Below are 17,414 nucleotides of genomic sequence, written 5' to 3' on the forward strand. Positions count from 1 at the left end.
CGGCGTCACCACCGCCGTACGAGACCCGCGCCCCTCACCGCCGACACGGCCCACGCCCGCCGGCTTGGCTACACGGGCAAACTCTGCGTCCACCCAGCCCAGCTCGACCTGGTCGCCGACGGTTTCGCCCCCTCGGAAAGCGAACTCCGCTGGGCACGAGCGATCCTGGACAGCGAAGGATCCGTCACCACCGTCGACGGCCACATGGTCGACAGACCGGTACTGGAACGCGCCCGAAACATCCTGGCGCGATCCGCACCGGACACTCCCTACAACACGTAGGTGTCCGCCAGCTCACGAAGACACCCCCGGTAGCCGACTGGGGCGCGACGGCGAGCGGCTGACCAGCGGGCTCACGGACGAGGGGTGCGTGGCCATCCCGCTGGCCGGGGCGTTCCAGCGCGCCGGGCACCCGGCGACCGTGTGGAACCGCACTCCGGGGAAGGCACGCCTGCCTGGCCCTCGACACGCACGTCGCCGCGATGGAATCCCTCGGTGTCAGCGCCGAACTCCCGGGTGGCCGGTCCGGCTGGACCGGACCATCCAAAGCGACCTCCGGCGTCGTAGTGTCCAAGTCATGCACACCACCCTGACGGAGCACGCTCGGTGTCTCTTTGGAGACGAGTACCGGCCCACCCCGGAGTGTCGTCTCGAGCACCGGGAGCACTACTTCGTCGAGGAGCTGACTTTCGCCGACGCGGATTCGATCCTTGCCATGCTGCATGAGCTCTGCCCGCATGTGGCCGATGGCTACCTGCCGGTATGGATCAGGAATCTGGCCCATCGGCTGGTGCTCTTGCAACGGCCGGACGAGCCGACTCTGCTGCGAGAGGCTGCCGAGAGCCTGTGGATGCATGGCCCGGACTGGGACGACATCGCAGCCGACATGATGAAGCGGGCCGACGCTCTGCAAGCAGACTGAGCACGACGCGGGCTCCTCGGCTCCCCCGGCGCCGGCGGTTGGCCCGCTGATCCTTCGGCTCGGCCGGACCGGTCCGGTTGCCATCGCTGACAGCGACGAGAACAGTGTCGGCCCCAGGAGTCGCCCGGCACCGGCCGTGAGCCCGTACACCCGCGCCGTTCCCGATCGGCTGACCGACCGGGAACGGCGCGTCGGCATGAGTGCCGCGATCAGCGGACGTAGAGCTCCGTGGGCTTCGGGGAGCCCGAGGTGTACAGGCTGCGGAGCTTCCGGATGTCGGAGGGCTTGAGCTTGATGCAGCCGTTCGACTTGTAGTCGCTGTCCCCATCCCACCGGTAGGGCTCGGAGCTTCCGGCACCGCCGCTGGGCAGCATCTCACTGTGGATGAACAGCTCAGTGCGGGAGCGACCGCTGTGGCACTTGTGGTCACTTATCCACCAGGAGATGCCGTTGATACCACGCGATCCGCCGTTGTGGTGGTTGAAGAACTGCTTGATCTTGTACGTGCCGTTCGGCAGCCACCCGGCGTTGCTCGCACAGGTGTCCTTGCTGCCGTTGCCGGACCCGGCGCGCCAGCTTCCCAGGGTCCGGGGATGGCTCGGGTCCGACGCCTTGACGAGCACGAGACTCAGCCGCGAGTTCTGCGGACTGGAGCGCTTCGTGAACTGCAGGTACGTGTGGTCGGCGGCCGCGACAGCCCCGTGGCGTGCCCCGGCTTCCTCATGGGAGGAGGCGTGCGCCGGGGTGGTGAGGGCCAGGGCGCTCCCGAGCGCCGCGGCCGCCGCGACGAGGACGGTGTGATGACGTACGGACATGATGGTCGATTCCCCTCGCTGCGCGGATCCGGTCAGCCGCAGGAGCCGCTGATCCACTTGTGGGACTTCACCTTGTAGTCGCCGACCAGGTCTCCGCCCGAGTGCTTCCGGGTGCAGCCGACGCGGTGACCGTAGTTCTTGTTGAGGTAGAACGCCACGCCGGTCGCGTTGGACGTCCCGTTGTTCCAGACCGACTTCACGGGCTTGGTCGCGGCCCAGGAGCACGTGTAGGTACCCGAGGTCCAGTCGGGGTCCGCGACGTCCCACTTGCACTCCTGGCCCTCCCACTTCTTCTCGGGGTAGGCGCAGAAGTACCCCTCGGGGCATACGTGGGGGGTCTCGGTCGCCGAGGCCGCGCCGGGAAGGGCGAGGACGGCGACGACCGCCGCCGCGTTGGCGGCCGCCAGGGCGAGGCGTGTGGTGCGCATGGCTGTCTCCTTTGTCCGTGTGGATGTGGACGACCGCCGGCCTCCGTGTCCGGCGGCACCGACACGAGGTTCGCCGAGGCCGGGAGCCCCGCGCACGGCCTTTCCATCCAGGTGAAATGTCGCTGCATACCCCGGTGGAAACCTTGCGCGGTATTGGCAGAAACAGTCCTCACGATCCGGTTGGGCATCGCGGTAGACATGTCACGCGGGATGAGGGACAGGCAGGTAGCACCGTGCTCAGGATCCACTTCGGCGTCGAGGACCTGGCCCGGATCACTCTGGCTCCGGGAGCCGATCCGATGTGGGAGACGCTGCTCAGCCTCTACCGGCTGAGGCACAGACAGGGGACGGTGGTCTTCGGCCAGTGGAAACAACGGCTCCGTCTGGACATGGGCCCGGAGGTGCGGCTGCTCTCGACCCTGGCGCCGCCCGTCGGCTACGCCGTCGACTTCCTGACCCCCGCGGGTGCCGGCCAGTCCCTGCCGGAGGGACTGGAAGCGCTGCGCAGGACGCCCCGCGCCCGGTTGCGCGGGGATCTGGAGGAGCTGGGGGTACGCCACCCCGGCCGCCCCCTGCCGGGCTGGGCGCGCGAGCTGGCGCAGGGCACGCCCGAGTCGGTGGACCGGGTGGCGAAGGCGGTCGGCGGGTACTTCGGCACCGCGCTGGACCCGGTGTGGCATCGCATCCAGTCCCAGGTGGCCCGCGACCGCGCCGCCCGCCTCCGCACGCTGGCCGAGGGCGGCTGGGAGACGGTGCTCGCCACCTTGCACCCCTCCGCCCGCTGGAGCTACCCCGTCCTCGAACTGACCTTCCCCGCCAACCACGACATCCATCTGGGCGGGCGCGGACTGACGCTCCAGCCGTCCTTCTTCTGCTGGGGCGCTCCCACGACGTTCCTCGACATCGGGCTGCCGCCCACGCTGGTCTACCCGGTCGAACGCGACCTCGACTGGGCCGCACCGCGCGGGACACCCGGGCGCCACGCGCTGGCCGCCCTGCTGGGCGCGACCCGGGCCCGTGTCCTGGAGGCCGTCGCCGTGGGAGCGTGCAGCACCACCGAACTCGCCCAGCGGGCCCGGGTGCCCCTCCCGACGGCGAGTCAGCAGGCCTCGGTCCTGTGGGAGGCGGGTCTGGTCCGCAGCCAGCGCCACCGCAACGCGATCATCCACATGGTCACGCCGCTGGGAGCCGCGCTCCTCGACGGCGGCCCTGTCAAGACCTGAGCCTCATGTGTCGCGGGGTCGATCTCGTCCTGAACCGTTCAGGGTTCTTTCACTTCAGAACTTCCAGGAGCCGGTCGGCCAGCACCGCGGAAGAGTGTGGGTTCTGGCCGGTCACAAGGTTGCGGTCTTCGACCATGTAGGGCTCCCAGATCGGGCCGCGGCTGTAGTCGACGCCGACCTTCTCCTTGAGCTCCGTCTCGAGCAGCCAGGTCGCCCTGGAGGCCAGCCCGACGGCTTCCTCCTCCTCGTTGGTGAAGCCCGTGACCCGGTAGCCCTTGAAGGGCGATTCACCGTGGATCCGGGTGGCCAGCATCGAGGCAGGCGCGTGGCACACGATGAAGAGCGGATCACCAGAAGAGAGTTGCGCCGTCAGCAACCGGCCGACGTCGGCATCCCACGCCAGATCCGCCATCGGGCCGTGGCCACCCGGCAGGTACACCGCGTCGTAGTCCTCGAGGCGGACGTTCGACAGCGCCAGTGGACGCCGCATCACCTCAGCGGAACGGATGATCGCCTCGAGTTCCAGTGCGCCGTCCTCACCCCCCGCCATCGAGGGGCGCAGGCTCATCATGTCGACGTTCGGGACGACACCGCCCGGCGTTGCCACGACCACCTCATGACCGGCTTCCGTGACCTTCTTGTACGGCACCGCGAACTCCTCGGCCCAGTACCCGGTCGCATACCTGGTGCCGTCCTTGAGCACCCAATACGTCGCACCGCTCACGACGAAAAGCACCGTCGCCATCAGGCCCACCTCCCGGCCTCGCGTGATGCGCCTTCTCTCCAAAGCGTAGGTACACGACGAGGCAGACGCATGTGGCGCTCACGGGCAGGGGCCGGCGCGACAACGCCCGGGATGACGATCGCTCTTTGTCAGCACTCAGTGGCTCACCGTAGCCTGATGGTGGTCACACGCAGCGTCATCGCTCGCGCCAGCGCAGTCGGTGATCATCGGTGGCCGTCGCGCCCATGTCCAGTTCGACCCGTGCCCAGCCCAGCAGCTGCCGCATCGGGCGGGTCACCGAAGCCACGAGGTCGCGTACGTACAGCTGCACCATTTCGGTTCCGGCGCGCGTTGCCGTCGTTGGTCACCTGGCAGCGGATCCGCAGCGTGCCGCCGGTGTCCAGCCGGTCGCCGGTGACGTCCAGGCCCCCGTAACGGAAGGTGGTGTAGGACAGGCCGTGGCCGAAGGGGAACAGCGGTGTCGGGTCCACGTTGGACACCGGGCTGCGCCCACCGAGCCGTGGCTGCGGTGGACATGGGGCTGGCCGCCGAGGTCGCGTGGCATGCTCACCGGCAGCCGCCCGCGCGGGTTGAGCCGTCCGGTGAGAACACTCGCGATCGCGGCCGCGCCCTCCTCGCCGGGGAAGAACGCCTGCACCACCGCCGCCGCCCGGTCGGCGAACGCCCCGAGCGGGTACGGCCGGCCGGTGACCAGCACGATCACCACCGAGGTACCGGAGTCGAGGACCGCGTCGCAGGACCTGCTGCCGTCCCGGCAGCCGCAGCGCCGCCGCGTCACTGCCCTCGCCGACCGTTCCGCGCCCGAACAGGCCGGCGCGGCCCCGACCACGGCGACGCACACGTCGGCTTCACGGGTGGCGGCCGCGGTCTCCTCGTCGGACCGGACCGCGCAGCCGGGTACATGGACCATCCGCGTCTGCTCCGGCAGCTCGGCTGTGAGGGCGTCCAGCACGGTGAGCAGCGCGATGCCGATCGGCGTACCGGGCGGGGTCCGGACATGGTTGGTGAAGCTGTAGTTGCCGGGCATGGCCTCGGCGGAGTCGGCGTTCGGCCCGACCAGCGCCAGCTGTCCGTCCGGGCGCAGCGGGAGGGCCTGTTGAGCGTTGGCGAGCAGGATCACCGACTCCTCGGCGAGCCGCCGCGCCACCGCGCGGTGGGCCGCCGGGTCGAGGTCGGCGGGTTCGGCCGGGTCGACGGCTTCGGCGAACACGCCGAGGTCGAGCTTCTGGCGCAGGATCCGGCGGACGGCCCGGTCCGTCAGTTCCACCGGGCAGTCGCCGTTGCGGACGCGTTCCGCGGTGCAGGACGTCATTGCCGCCGTCCTCGTTCCGTCCGAAGTGGTCGTGCAGCAGGGTGTATTCGCGGTACAGGGCGTCGTAGACCCGGCGGTGCTCCGGCCGCGACGGCGGCGTGTATGGCGGAGCCGAGCGCCGGGGCCTGCGGTGAACCGACCAGGCTCAGCGGCCGGCCCGTCACGTCGGCGTAGATCTGCATGAGCAGCCGGTTCCTGGTCAGCCCGCCGGCCACGGTCAGCTCGGTGACGTCGAGCCCGCGGCCGCGAAGGCGTCGATGATCCGGCGGGTCCCGAAGGCCGTCGCCTCCAGCAGGGCCCGGTAGACATCGGCGGCCGTGCTGGCGAGGGTCAGGCCCACCAGGACGCCGGACAGTTCGTGGTCGACGAGCACCGAGCGGTTCCCGTTCATCCAGTCCAGGGCGAGCAGGCCGTGCTCGCCGACACGCTGCCGGGCGGCGACATCGGTGAGCACCTCGTGCACCGTCTCCCGGCGGGCGCCGGCCCGGGCGCGGTGGTCGCCCGGGACACAGTTGTCCACCCACCAGCCGAAGATGTCGCCGACACCGCTCTGCCCCGGCCTCGTAGCCATACGCCCCTTCGACGATGCCGCCGGCCACCACTCCGCAGGCACCCGGGACCTCGACGAGCCGGTCGCCGTTCATGACGGGGCATGTCGACGTGCCCATCACGGCCAGCAGCTGCCCGGCTCCCAGGGTGTCCGCCGCGGCCGCGGTGACGTGGGCGTCGACATTTCCGACCGCGACGGCGATGCCCTCCCCGAGCCCGGTCCACCCGGCCGCCTCGATCCAGCGCGCTCGGTCCGGGCATGGACCACCGGGTCCTCGGCGTGCAGTGGGAGCACCTTGGCGAGTTGCCACTCGGCCGGGATCTTTCCGCCGTAGCGGCCGATCCACGGTTCGCCGCTCTCGTGCGCGAGGTTGTTGATCCGCTCGGCCCGGGGCTGCGCCGCGTGGTGCTTCCACAGCTTCGGCCGGGCGTGCGGACGGTCCCTGAACTCCGGGAGCCGGCACAGCGGAGTGCCGTCCCGCAGGGCGGGCAGCATCGTGCAGGCGGTGAAATCGGTGCCGATCCCGACGACACGGCCGGGGAGGTGCACTTCGGTGCGACGCCGCACGAGTACCTGCGCCGGGTGCGCCCTGGTGGCCGCCTGCGACCTGCTGTCCACGACCGATCGCCCTGACCTCCCAGGCGGCACGGCCCCACTGATCCAGTCCGTCGTCTACGTGCCGCGGTGGACGCGAGCCGAACTGCCCGCCGGATTCCGGTACGCGGCCAGCAGATCGTCCGTGAGCCGGCCGGCCACCTCGGCCACCTGGGTGCGCAGATAGTGGTGGCCGCCGGGAAAGCGGTGGACCCGGGCATCGGCAGTCGCGCAGGCGCTCCACTCGTGCAGCGACTCGGGGTCGACCATCGGGTCGTCGAGTCCGCCGAAGACGCTCAGCCGGGCGCGCAGCGGCGGCCATGGCTGCCGCGTATGTTGCAGCAGGGCCACCGCATCCGCGAGGAACGGGGTGTACACGGTTCGCGTGAGCGCGTCGTCGGTCGGCGCCTCCCAGCCCATGACCTCGGTGATGGCGGCGATTCCGGAGCCGAGGTTGCGCGCGATGTGGGCGTCGAGACCGTCGCGGTTCGGTGGCGGAACGGCGGACAGCGCGAGCAGGTCCGGCTCGGTGCGCGACTCCGAGCGCAGCCGGTGGGTGGCCTCGTAGGCGAGCAGCGCTCCGAAGCTGTGGCCGAAGACGGCGTAGAAGCCGTCGGCGAGTGGCCGGTGCCGCAGGTCCGCGGCGATCGCTTCCGCGATGCCCGTGGCGGCCCAGCCGATATCGGTGATCGACGGTTCCCCGGCACGGGTGCCGCGGCCCGGCAGGTCGACAGCCGCCAGGTCGAACAGTTCGGAGAATGCGGCGACCCAGGGCAGGAAGAACTCCGATCCGGTGCCGGACGGCGGCACGCAGTACAGCCGGATCCGCGCGGTCTGCCGGTCGGTGAGCCGGTTGAGCTCCGGGGCGGGGAACTGCGCTCGCGATGTCATGCGCCTCGCCTGACCCGTCCGAGGAGACGCGGGGCCAGCTGCCGGACACCGGCCGCGGTGGCCAGTTCCATCGTCGGGACGACGCAGTCCAGCCTGCGCTGCAGTACGGAACTCAGCTCAGCCGCCATCAACGACTCCAGGCCGAGCTGGTCGAGCCGGGTGTCCGGGTCGATGCGTTCCGGGGTGGTCTGCAACACCGTGGCCAGCGCCGAGACCAGCACCTCGGTGATGATGCCCAGCGCCTCCGGCTCGTCCGCCGAGCGCACCAGCTCCGGGATGTTCCGGCCGGCGTCATGGGGATCGGCGTCCGGCGCGGGCAGGATCTCGGCGAAGCGCGGCGCGGCGACGGCGGGGAGGAGCTTCGCGGTCTGCGCCCAGTCCGTGTTCCCCACCATGACGACGTCCGCGTCGGGATCGGTGATCAGCTCGCCGAGAACCCGGGTGGCGGTCGTGGAGTCGAGTTCCCCGAATCCGGCCTGCCGCATGGTGTCGACCATGCCGGTCCGGTCGGCGTAGCCGGTGTCGGAGATGGCGCACCACTGCACGGCCAGTCCGGGCAGTCCAGCGGCCCGGCGCTGCCGGATGATCGCCTCGCCCGCCAGGTTGCCCGCGGCGTAGGTGCTCTGCCGGAGGTTTCCGGCGAGCGCGGAGATGGAGCTGTAGAAGACGAAAAAGTCCAGTGGCCGGTCGCGGGTGAGTCGGTCCAGGTGTGCCGTCCCCTCGAGTTTCGGGCTCACCACGGCGCGGGTGCGCTCGTCGTCGAGCTCCACCGCGGTGGCGTCGTCGAGGACGTCGTCGAGCACCATGGCGGCGTTGATGACACCGCGCAGCGGATGTCCGGTGGCGTCGATCGCGGCCACCAGTTCCCGGGTGGCCGCGGGGTCGGTGATATCGGTGGCGTAGGGGGTCGCCAGCGCCCCCTCCTCGGCGATGTGGGCGAGCACCGCACCGGCCTCCGGGTGGGCGGCGCCGCTGCGGGAGGCCAGCGCCAGGTGGCGCGCCCCGCAGCGGGCGAGCCAGACGGCGGTGGCCGCGCCGAAGCCGCCCAGCCCACCGGTGACGAGGTATGTGGCCTCCGGGTCCAGGGCCAGGGGAGGCCGCGGAACGGTTACGGGGACCGGTTCCGCGGGGTCGAGCGTGATGACGATCTTGCCGATGTGCCGGGAGTCCCGCAGCAGCGCCATGGCGTCGGCGATCTGGTCCACCGGGTAGGTGAGATGCGGCAGGGGCCGGTACACCCCGGATGCGACGTGCTCGGCCAGTTCGTCGATCACCTGCCCGGCCACCGGGCTGTCGCCCTGGAGCAGACTGGTGAGGTCGACCCCGAAGAAGGAAAGGTCGCGAGAGAACGGCCGCAGGGCGAGCGCGTTGTCGGCGAGGATGTCGCGCTTCCCGAGCTCCACGAACCGGCCGTGCGGGCGCAGCAGTTCCATGCCTCGGCCCTGCGCCTCCCCCGCCACCGAGTTGAGCACCACGTCCACCCCGCGGCCGTCGGTGATGTCGAGGACGTCATCGGCGAAGCCGAGGCTGCGCGAGTCCAGTACGTGCTGGTGGCCGAGCAGGCGCAACAGCTGGCGTTTGGCCGGGGTGCCCGCGGTGGCGATGACGGTGGCCCCGGCGTGTTCGGCGTACCGCAGCGCGGCCAGCCCCACCCCGCCGGCGGCCCCGTGCACCAGGATCGTCTCTCCCTGGCGGAGCCGGGCCAGGTAGTCGAGACCGTAGTGCACGGTGGCGAAGACGGTCGGGATGGTGGCCGCCTCGGTGAACGGCATGCCCTCGGGGATGGGGACGGTGAGCCGGGCCGGGCAGCGCACATGCGAGGCGAGGCTTCCGGACTGGGCGACCATCACCCGGTCGCCCACGGTCCGATCGGTGACACCGGCGCCGACATGGGTCACCACTCCGGCGCATTCGAGGCCCAGCAGCGGGGTTCCGGTGTCCGGTGTCTCGGCCATGGGCGGCACCAGCCCCCGGGAGATCATGATGTCGGCGTAGTTGAGCGCCGCCGCCCGCACCTCGATGACCACTTCTCCCGGTGCGGGTTCGGGTGCGGCCACCAGCGTCCAGGCCGGTCCGTCGTCCGCCACGGCCAGGGCGAAGGGACGGACGGCGTGGGTGACGGGGTGGCGCTCGGTGATCCGTGGGACGAAGCGTCCGCCCGCGGTGAGCACGGCCTCGTCCTCGTTGGTCCCGGCGAGCAGTTCGGCGCAGACGTCCGCCGCGGTCGCGCCGGGGGCCACCGCGATCCTGCGGACCCTCAGCAAAGGGTTTTCGCTGGTCAGGGTGCGCGCCTGCGCCCAGGCGGCGGCCGGGGCGGGCCGTTCGGGGACGGCGGTGTGCTCGCCGGTGGTCAGCACCCAGGCGCGTACCTCGCGGGTCTCGGGCAGCGCCCGGCAGGCGGTGACCATCGCTCTGAGGATCGCCGCCTGCCGGACGACCAGGCCGACCTGGTCATCGGCATTCCCGGCGTTTTCGTCACCGAGCATGACCAGGATCCCGGTGCTCTCCTCGGTGGTGTTCAGTGCGGCGCCCCATTGCGCGGCGTGGTCGGAGGCGTCGGTGTGGCGCGCCGTGCGGCCCAGCCCGCGCAGCTGTGCCACCACGGATTCGGCCAGGTCGTCGAGGCCGTCGGTCACCACCAGGAAGCGGCCGGGCGCGGTGGCCGCGGGCGTCGCCGTGGGCTGTTCGCGTTCGTCCCGGTCGGCGAGGAGCACCGAGCAGGTGGGCTCCTGACCGAGCTGCGCCACGTCGGTGAACCCTGCGGAGCGCAGCACCTCGGGCCACTGCTCATACGTGAGCAGCGTGTCCTCGCGCAGGTCCGTGTCGGTGAAGGCGTTCGCCGAGGTGAGCAGCCCGTAGCAGGGGGCGAAGAGGTCGTTGTCGTGGAATTCCACGGCGAGCAGGCGGCCGCTGCTGTCGAGGAGTTCGGTGATGTGACCGAGGGACCGGCGCACGTCGGTGGTGGCGTGCAGGACGTTGGCGGCGATCACCAGGTCGAAGGAGGCGGGGGCGAAGCCCTGTTCTGCGGGATCCTGGTCCAGATCCAGGGTCCGGTAGTCGAGGAAACGGTGGTCGGCGAACCGGTGGCGGGCGCGGGGGAAGAACGCGCTGGAGATGTCCGTATAGGCGTAGGTGGTGCGATCGGCGGGAAGCCGGGGCAGGAGCCAGGCGGTGGTGGACCCGGTGCCGGCGCCGACCTCCAGGATCCGCAGCGGCCGGTCCGCGGGCCAGGCGTCGACCAGCCCGGTGAGCAGTTCCCCGGCCACCCGGTTCAGGTGCTGGTGCACCACGGAGGTCGTGTAGTGCAGCTCGGCGAGGCGTTCGGTGTCCGAGAAGAGCAACCGCATCGGATCCACGTCCCCGGTGAGCACCCCGGCCAGTTGTGGGCCGCACCGCGCGTACAGGAGTAGATCCGGCGCCATGGCGGGGAAGTCGCGCAGCAGACCGGTGAGGATGCGGTCCGGTTCCGGGGTCCGGTCGAGCGCGCCTTCCCCTTCGGCAAGCGCCCGCAGGTTCTCGTACAGCCTCCGGTTGACGGGCCGGGCGCCCCGCGCCTCCAGTTCGGCGAGTGCGGCCGTCACGAAGTGGCCGGTCAGTTGTTTGACCCGGTGGAGGAACGTGGGACCGTCGTGGCGCCGGAACGCCTCGGTCAGCGCCGCCACTTCCTGGGCTCGCGCGGCGGCGAGCGCGGTGGCCGCCGGCAGCCCGGCCGGGCCGGTGGCCCCGGGCAGCGGAGCGGCCCGCAGGGTGCTGACGATGCGGTCGACGCCGCTCGCCGCGCCCTTGTTCCGGCGTACGTGGACGCCGCACAACTCCATGACGACGGTGCCGTCCTGGTCGGCGACGGTGATGTCCACCACCGCCTCGCGCAGCGACAGTTCGCGCGCCCGGATCAGTGCCACACCCCGGTCGGCGGGGGTGCGCCAGAACCGGACCCGTTCCAGTTCGGCGGGGAGGAATTGGTGGACCTGCCCGTTCTCGGCGTGGGGAAGCAGCGCCGCGATGGATTGCAGCGTGGAGTCGATCAAGGCCGGGTGGGCATGGAACCCCTGCGTCCCGGCAGGGTTGGCGTAGTCGGCGAGCACCGTGTCGTCGGCCACGGCGAGCCGTTGGACACCGCGGAACGCCTCCCCGTACGCCAGCTCGACCTGCCGCATCGTTGCGTAGTGCCGTTCGCCGGAGATCTCGGCGTGGGCGGCCTCGCGGAGGGCCGCCACGTCGAGGGGTGCCGGAGGCTCGCCGGGGAGTCGGCGCACCCGCGCCTTCACGTGTTCCTGCCAGTCCTCGTCGCCCCGGCGGGAGGCCACGCGGAGTACTTCTCCGGCGAGGTCGGTCTGCACGGTGACATCCATGTCGGGGTCGTCCCACGGCAGCACCAGTGCCTTGCCGATGTCCAGGCCGGAGACCTCCACCGCCCCCTCGTGGCGGGTCCGGCCGGCCGCGAGCGCCATCTCCAGATACGCAGCCCCCGGCATCACGACCGACCCGCTGATTCGGTGGTCGCCGATCCAGCCGTGTCGCGACGGTTCGAGGGGTGTCTGCCAGGTGGGTTCCACGGTCGGCAACCGTTCGCCGAGCAACTGGTGGCCCGACTCCTGCCCACCGCCGCCCTGTCCCGTCGTCCACCAGTGCGGGGCGCCGTTGACGTGGTGCTCGCGCTGCCATGGGTAGGCGGGGAGCGGAACCACCCGGCCGCGTACCGGGAACCAGGTGTCCCAGTCGACGTCGGCCCCGGCGGCGAGCACGGCCGCGCAGGTGGTCCGCACCGCGTCGGCGCCCGCCGCCTCGCGGGAGAGCGTGGCGACCGTGGTCACCGGCCGGTCGATGGTCGCGCACTGCCTGCGCAGATAGCCCAGCAGCACCGGATGGGGGCCGATCTCCACGATCGTGCCGCACCCGTGCTCGTCCGCCAGCGAAGTGACGGCGGGTCCGAACAGTACCGGCTCCCGGATGTTGCGCCACCAGTATCCGGCGCCCAATTCGGTGCCCGGAAGTGTCCCGCCGGTGACCGTGGAGACGAACGCCGCGGTACCGGCTCGTGGCGACAGCCCGGCCAGCGATGTGTGCAGCCGGTCCCGGACCGGCTCCATCGACCGGCTGTGGAAGGCGTAATCCAGGTCCAGCTCCCGGAAGAACACGTCGCGGCGGAGCAACTCGTCGCCGAGCGCGGACAGTTCCGGGGCGGTCCCGGAGAGGGTCACATCGGTGGGACTGTTCACCGCGGCCAGCTCCAGGTCCCGGCCGGCGATCAACGCGGTGGCCTCGTCGGCGGGGAGCCCCGCTGCCGCCATCCGGCCGCCACCGGCTGTGTCCGCCTGTGCGAGGGAGCGTTCGGTGATGACCCGGCAGGCCGCCGCCAGATCCAGCGCCCCGCAGGCGTACGCCGCGGCCACTTCGCCCACCGAATGTCCCGCCACCGCGGCGGGCCGGATGCCACGCTCCCGTAGCAGTGCGGTCAGCCCCAGCTGCACGGCGAACAGCAGCGGCTGGGCGATCTCGGTCCGGTGCAGCTCCGGTTCGGCGGACCTCAGCTCGGCCAGCACCGACCAGCCCAGCTGTCCGGCCAGTTCGGCGTCCACCTCGGCGACGGCGTCACGGAACACCGGTTCGTTGTCCAGCAGTTCGGCGCCCATGCCCGTCCACTGGGCGCCGTTGCCGGAGTACACGAACGCCACCGGCCCCGGGCGCGCGCTCGCCGCCGCTCCCCCGCTCACGGGGGTGCCCTCGGCGATCGTCTCCAGCAGTGCGGCGGCCTGGTCGGCGCTGTCCGCCACCACGGCGGCCCGTTCGCGGTGGTGTCCGCGCCGGAGGCAGCTGGTGAAGGCGACGTCGTAGAACGCGTCGGTGGTGTCCCTGAGCCGGGCGGCGGTGCGGGTGGCGGCCTCGGTGAGCGCCTTCGGGGTGGCCGCCGAGACCAGCACCGGCAAGGACGTCACCTCCGGCGGCGGGGTGACGGAGGGTAGGGGCGGCGGGCCGAGGACGGCGTGTGCGTTGGCCCCGCCGAATCCGAAGGAGTTGACCGCCAGGGCCCCGGGGGCGAGGGGTCGTGGCGCGGTCACCGGCTCCAGGCCCAGCGCGGAGAAGTCGATCGCGGGGTTGAGCGGTTCGGCGTGCAGCGACGCCGGAATCACACCGTGGCGCAGCATCAGCACGCATTTGAGCAGACCGGCCATGCCTGCCCCGGACTCCAGGTGGCCGAGGTTGGACTTCACCGAGCCGATGGGCAGCGGAGTACGCCGGCCCGCGCCGAGCGCATGCCCCAGCGCCCGGCACTCGATCGGGTCACCCGCCTGCGTACCGGTGCCGTGGGCCTCCACATAGGACACGTCCTCGGGGCGCACCGCGGCGCGCTGGTGCACCTGGCGCATCAGATGCTCCTGGGCCTGTGCGCTGGGCAGCGAGAGCCCGGGTGTGCGTCCGTCGGCCCCCACTCCCGTGCCGAGGATCACGGCGTGCACGGTGTCCCCGTCCGCCTTGGCGTCGGCGAGGCGCTTGAGCACCACCACCGCGCCGCCCTCGGCGCGGACGTATCCGTCGGCGTCCGCGGAGAAGGAGCGGCAACGACCGCTTGGGGAGAGCATGGATGCCTTGGAGAACCCGATGAAATCCCCTGGGCTCAGCAGCAGGTTGATTCCGCACGCGAGCGCCACTCCGCCGTCTCCCGCATGCAGTTGTGTGCAAGCCTGGTGCAGGGCGACCAGGGACGAGGAGCAGGCGGTGTCCACCGCCATGGACGGCCCCCGCAGGTCGAACTGGTGTGAGATCCGGTTGGCGGTGTTGCACAGCGCCGCCCCCGCCATCGTGTACGCCGTGATCGCCTCCGGGCGGGCGTACTGGAGCTGGCCGTAGTTGCCGTTGCTCACGCCCACATGGACCCCTGAGCCGGACCCTGCGAGGGTCCCCGGGTCGATACCCGCGTCGTCGAGGGCTTCCCTGGCCATCTCCAGCAGCAGCCGCTGCTGCGGGTCCATCCGGCTCGCCTCACGGGGCGACAGCCCGAAGAACGCGGCGTCGAATCCGGTGATGTCCTCGAGGAATCCGCCCGCTGCCGAGTACGCCTTGCCGGGCCGCCGTGGATCGGGGTCCACGAACCGGCGCGTGTCGAACCGGTCCGCCGGTATCTCACCGACCAGATCGCGCCCGTCGGCCAGCGCGGCCCACAGCCCCTCGGGCGCCGTGATGCCACCCGGCAATCGGCAACTGAGCCCGACGATGGCGATATCGCCGGACTGCTCTTCACGGACGAACGGGGCGGGCAGCGTGGAGACCTCCTGTTGCGCCATCATCGCCGAGCCTACCAATGACAGCGCCTGGTCAGTGGGTTGTGTGAGTAGCCTGCCGGTCATGGCGGACTGGGAGATGAGAGCGGCTTCGGCAGCGGACGTCGAGGCGGTGGCCGCATTGCGGGCCGTGGTACTGCGGGCGGATCTGGAGCGGCTCGGGCGGTACGACGAGCAGCGGGTGCGGCAGCGGCTGCGGGACGGGTTCGCGCCGGCACACACGTGGGTGATCGAGGTGGAGGGCGCCTTCGGAGGCTGCGTGGCACTACGGCCGGCTGAGGACGCCCACTGGCTGGAGCACTTCTACCTCGCCCCGCACCTCCAAGGCAGCGGCATCGGCACGGCCGTGCTGCGCGGGCTGCTGGAGCGGTGCGACCGCGAGGGCGCCCTGGTCCGGTTGAACGTGTTGCGCGGCAGTCCGGCCCGGCGGCTGTACGAGCGGCACGGATTCTCGCCGGAATCCGAGGACCCGGTGGACGTCTTCATGGTGCGCGAGCCCGCCTTCGCCCGTGCGTGATTCACGGGCGAAGGCGCGGCGTGGTCAGCAGCGGGCGGCGCCAGGGCCGCGCCAAGCTCGGTTCCTGAGCGGACGTAACGACGGCTGCCAGGTCCGCACCCGCGCGGAGTAGCGCCACGGTCCGTATGGCGATCTGGTCAAGACGTTGCCGCAGGATGCGTTGGGTCTCTTCCAGGCCGTCGAGCCGGTGCAGCGAGTCCATGATCTCGCGGACTGCGGGAATGCCGTAGCCGGTGCCGCGGTGGGCGGCGACGATTCTGGCCGTTCTGATCGCTGAAAGCCCGTAGCGACGTGCTCGCAGAGACGTCACTCGCTCGGGGAGTCCCTCGTCTTCCCAGAGCCGTAACCTCGTCTCGTTCGCCTGCGAGCCGAACGTGCACCGCGTTGATCGCCGAGGCTGCCGTCGCGATCGTCTCTGTCCGCAGTTGCGCGAGCATCTGCCGTGCTGCGACAGGCCCAACGGCACCCGCGAGTCCTCGATAGGCGTCGAAGAGCGTGCACGTGAACAGCTGTGTAGGAGCGGTAGCCGTTGCTTGATCGAGCGGCTGGGGGAATGACTCCCAGCCGCTCCAGGTCGCGCACCTGTTGCACTGAGTACCCCGACTACTCTGCGGCGATGTCGACTGTTCGGAGCGGTGCTCGCTGCGCACCGCTCATCGGCTCGCCCATCAGCCGACCGTGTGATGCCGCATCCGGCATACGGCGCGCTCAGCTGGATCTCTGTCGTCAATCCAGGCGAGAGGACAACGGACACAGTCGTGCAGCCACTGAGAGGTGCCCACGACGCCGCTCGTGCCCGGTTCGCGCGGCGACGTTCCGCCGCCGACGGCGGAGGACGGACCCCGCAGAGGTGTGATCCCCCGGACAGGACCTGAGCCGGGTAGCGGCTGGGACCGAAAATTAGTCCTGCCTTAACCGGCGCTGGAGCAACGCTGTCCCTGCCCTGAACCAGTGCCTCCTAGGGTGATCTGCGGCCCCGCCCCCCCATCCGCCGTGGCGTTGACGTCCCGGACCGCGAGGGAACCGGAGAAGGCCGAAGCGCACAGCGACGTGACATCGGCTACCAGGAGGAGATGTGCCACCCGATCCCGGAGCCCGAAACCCGTCGTCACCGTCGGCGGACCACCACGTGGACGATGACCGAGCTGTCACACACGCGTGGAGGACCAGCAACTCCTCCGAGGCGCACAACGGACCCGACGAGGAGATACACGACGACGCAAGCGTCCGGGACCGCTCAGGGAGCCGCAAGACCACGGCTCTCACCGCGGTCGCTGCCGTTCTGGTCCTCACCGGGTGTCTCCTGGCCATGTCGACGATCATCGACTCGGCTTCCTCCTCTTCTGGCGATAGGTGGCCCTCCGGAGGAGAAGTCTCGGTCACCGCCCCGCCGGGCCAGGAGGACGAGCTCACCCCCTCATCTGCCCCCGAGGGAACCCCCCCGGCCGACTCCACCACCTCCACCACTCCTCAACCGCCGCCCACCAGCGACACAGCGAGCCCGTCTGCGAGCGACGACGAGGACGAACGCGAAGTCGGCCATGAGGACGAAGACGACCATGAGAACGACGACGACTAGTTCCGCTTGACGCGATGCTTCCCACCCTCGCGATCCTCGGCCTGAAAGCGCGCGAATCATGGGCTACACCTTCGCCATGTTCCTCGCGCTGCGCCCGTCGCAAGGCGCGGTGACGCCGTCACCCTCAAGGAGGCGAGCCGACTGGGCTTCATCCTGCCGAACGAGTTGCACACCGTCCGGCGGATCACCGAAGCCTCCGCCCACGCCGCGGGGCTGCGCTGATCAAACGTCGCGGAGGTCCGCTTCGCCGACGGGCGGCTGCGTACCGCGATGTCCCTGTGCACCCCCGAGGTGCCGCTCTCGGAAGCCGCCGCGCTGGTGGCGGATCTGCCGCGCACGCTCATCATGGACCAGCCGGAGCGCGGTGCACCGGACGGCGGCCTGCGCGCGCGTCCTCGGGACGCACCGCCGGGAGATCGTCGAGGCGTGCTGGGGGGGGCCCCCCCCCCCCCCCCCCCCCCCGGGCCAAATTCGAGGCGCACGACCCGCCGGCGTACCCCATCGGGGCCCGCGACCGGGCCTCGTAGTCGGGTTAGGCGGCTTCCCGGTCGTCCAGCG

At 71.1% G+C, this 17,414-nt stretch carries 12 protein-coding genes and 2 pseudogenes; 5 read left to right on the forward strand and 9 right to left on the reverse strand.

What is annotated here, in order from left to right:
• The first annotated feature begins 577 nt into the window (after window positions 1-577).
• Window positions 578-922, forward strand: coding sequence for a hypothetical protein (locus ACH4SI_RS33130; protein WP_398302255.1), 345 nt, complete (start codon window positions 578-580; stop codon window positions 920-922).
• A gap of 209 nt (window positions 923-1,131) precedes the next feature.
• Here ACH4SI_RS33130 and ACH4SI_RS33135 read toward each other — a convergent pair whose 3' ends face one another.
• Together ACH4SI_RS33135 and ACH4SI_RS33140 are read right to left on the reverse strand one after the other, a co-directional pair.
• Complete coding sequence (locus ACH4SI_RS33135; RefSeq protein WP_398302257.1) at window positions 1,132-1,794, reverse strand: L,D-transpeptidase; 663 nt, start codon at window positions 1,792-1,794, stop codon at window positions 1,132-1,134.
• Window positions 1,770-2,165 carry a peptidase inhibitor family I36 protein gene (locus ACH4SI_RS33140; RefSeq protein ID WP_398302259.1) on the reverse strand — a complete coding sequence of 132 codons (396 nt, stop codon included), beginning with the start codon at window positions 2,163-2,165 and terminating at the stop codon, window positions 1,770-1,772. Before ACH4SI_RS33140 ends, ACH4SI_RS33135 begins: the two co-directional genes overlap by 25 nt.
• Window positions 2,166-2,398: 233 nt before the next feature.
• Here ACH4SI_RS33140 and ACH4SI_RS33145 point away from each other — a divergent pair, with 233 nt between their 5' ends.
• The gene (locus ACH4SI_RS33145; protein WP_398302261.1) at window positions 2,399-3,388 is read left to right on the forward strand and encodes an ArsR/SmtB family transcription factor; all 990 of its coding nucleotides are present in this window, start codon (window positions 2,399-2,401) and stop codon (window positions 3,386-3,388) included.
• A gap of 49 nt (window positions 3,389-3,437) precedes the next feature.
• Here the strand turns inward: ACH4SI_RS33145 and ACH4SI_RS33150 are convergent, their stop codons facing one another.
• The 6 genes and pseudogenes from ACH4SI_RS33150 to ACH4SI_RS33175 form a co-directional block, all read right to left on the reverse strand.
• On the reverse strand, window positions 3,438-4,133 hold the full coding sequence (locus tag ACH4SI_RS33150) for a type 1 glutamine amidotransferase domain-containing protein (RefSeq protein WP_398302263.1): 696 nt from the start codon (window positions 4,131-4,133) through the stop codon (window positions 3,438-3,440).
• Window positions 4,134-4,308: 175 nt separating this feature from the next.
• Window positions 4,309-4,446, reverse strand: a complete 138-nt coding sequence (locus tag ACH4SI_RS33155) for a fibronectin type III-like domain-contianing protein (RefSeq protein WP_398302266.1) — start codon at window positions 4,444-4,446, stop codon at window positions 4,309-4,311.
• Window positions 4,447-4,476: 30 nt separating this feature from the next.
• Window positions 4,477-5,445 (reverse strand): glycoside hydrolase family 3 C-terminal domain-containing protein, encoded by a 969-nt coding sequence (locus tag ACH4SI_RS33160; RefSeq protein WP_398302268.1) that lies wholly within the window; start codon window positions 5,443-5,445, stop codon window positions 4,477-4,479.
• Window positions 5,396-6,535 (reverse strand): annotated as a pseudogene (locus tag ACH4SI_RS33165) (FGGY-family carbohydrate kinase); the annotation flags it as partial. The pseudogene ACH4SI_RS33165 and the gene ACH4SI_RS33160, both read right to left, overlap by 50 nt.
• Window positions 6,536-6,667: 132 nt before the next feature.
• A complete protein-coding gene (locus ACH4SI_RS33170; protein ID WP_398302270.1) occupies window positions 6,668-7,480 on the reverse strand; it encodes a thioesterase II family protein in 813 nt (270 codons plus the stop codon).
• Window positions 7,477-14,763: an SDR family NAD(P)-dependent oxidoreductase gene (locus ACH4SI_RS33175; RefSeq protein WP_398302272.1), complete on the reverse strand. Its 7,287-nt coding sequence runs from the start codon at window positions 14,761-14,763 to the stop codon at window positions 7,477-7,479. Before ACH4SI_RS33175 ends, ACH4SI_RS33170 begins: the two co-directional genes overlap by 4 nt.
• 61 nt (window positions 14,764-14,824) lie before the next feature.
• Here ACH4SI_RS33175 and ACH4SI_RS33180 point away from each other — a divergent pair, with 61 nt between their 5' ends.
• Window positions 14,825-15,277 carry a GNAT family N-acetyltransferase gene (locus ACH4SI_RS33180; RefSeq protein WP_398302274.1) on the forward strand — a complete coding sequence of 151 codons (453 nt, stop codon included), beginning with the start codon at window positions 14,825-14,827 and terminating at the stop codon, window positions 15,275-15,277.
• 1 nt (window position 15,278) lies between these two features.
• On the opposite strand, the pseudogene ACH4SI_RS33185 reads toward ACH4SI_RS33180, so the two are convergent.
• A pseudogene (locus ACH4SI_RS33185) lies at window positions 15,279-15,868 on the reverse strand (MerR family transcriptional regulator).
• Window positions 15,869-15,960: 92 nt separating this feature from the next.
• Here ACH4SI_RS33185 and ACH4SI_RS33190 point away from each other — a divergent pair.
• Together ACH4SI_RS33190 and ACH4SI_RS33195 are read left to right on the forward strand one after the other, a co-directional pair.
• Entirely contained in the window at window positions 15,961-16,152 is a 192-nt protein-coding gene (locus ACH4SI_RS33190) for a DUF6194 family protein (protein WP_398302276.1), read from the forward strand.
• A gap of 254 nt (window positions 16,153-16,406) precedes the next feature.
• A complete protein-coding gene (locus ACH4SI_RS33195) occupies window positions 16,407-16,856 on the forward strand; it encodes a hypothetical protein (protein WP_398302278.1) in 450 nt (149 codons plus the stop codon).
• Window positions 16,857-17,414 lie beyond the last annotated feature (558 nt).

It is taken from the genome of Streptomyces sp. NPDC021212 (assembly GCF_044332925.1).
Lineage (GTDB): Bacteria > Actinomycetota > Actinomycetes > Streptomycetales > Streptomycetaceae > Streptomyces.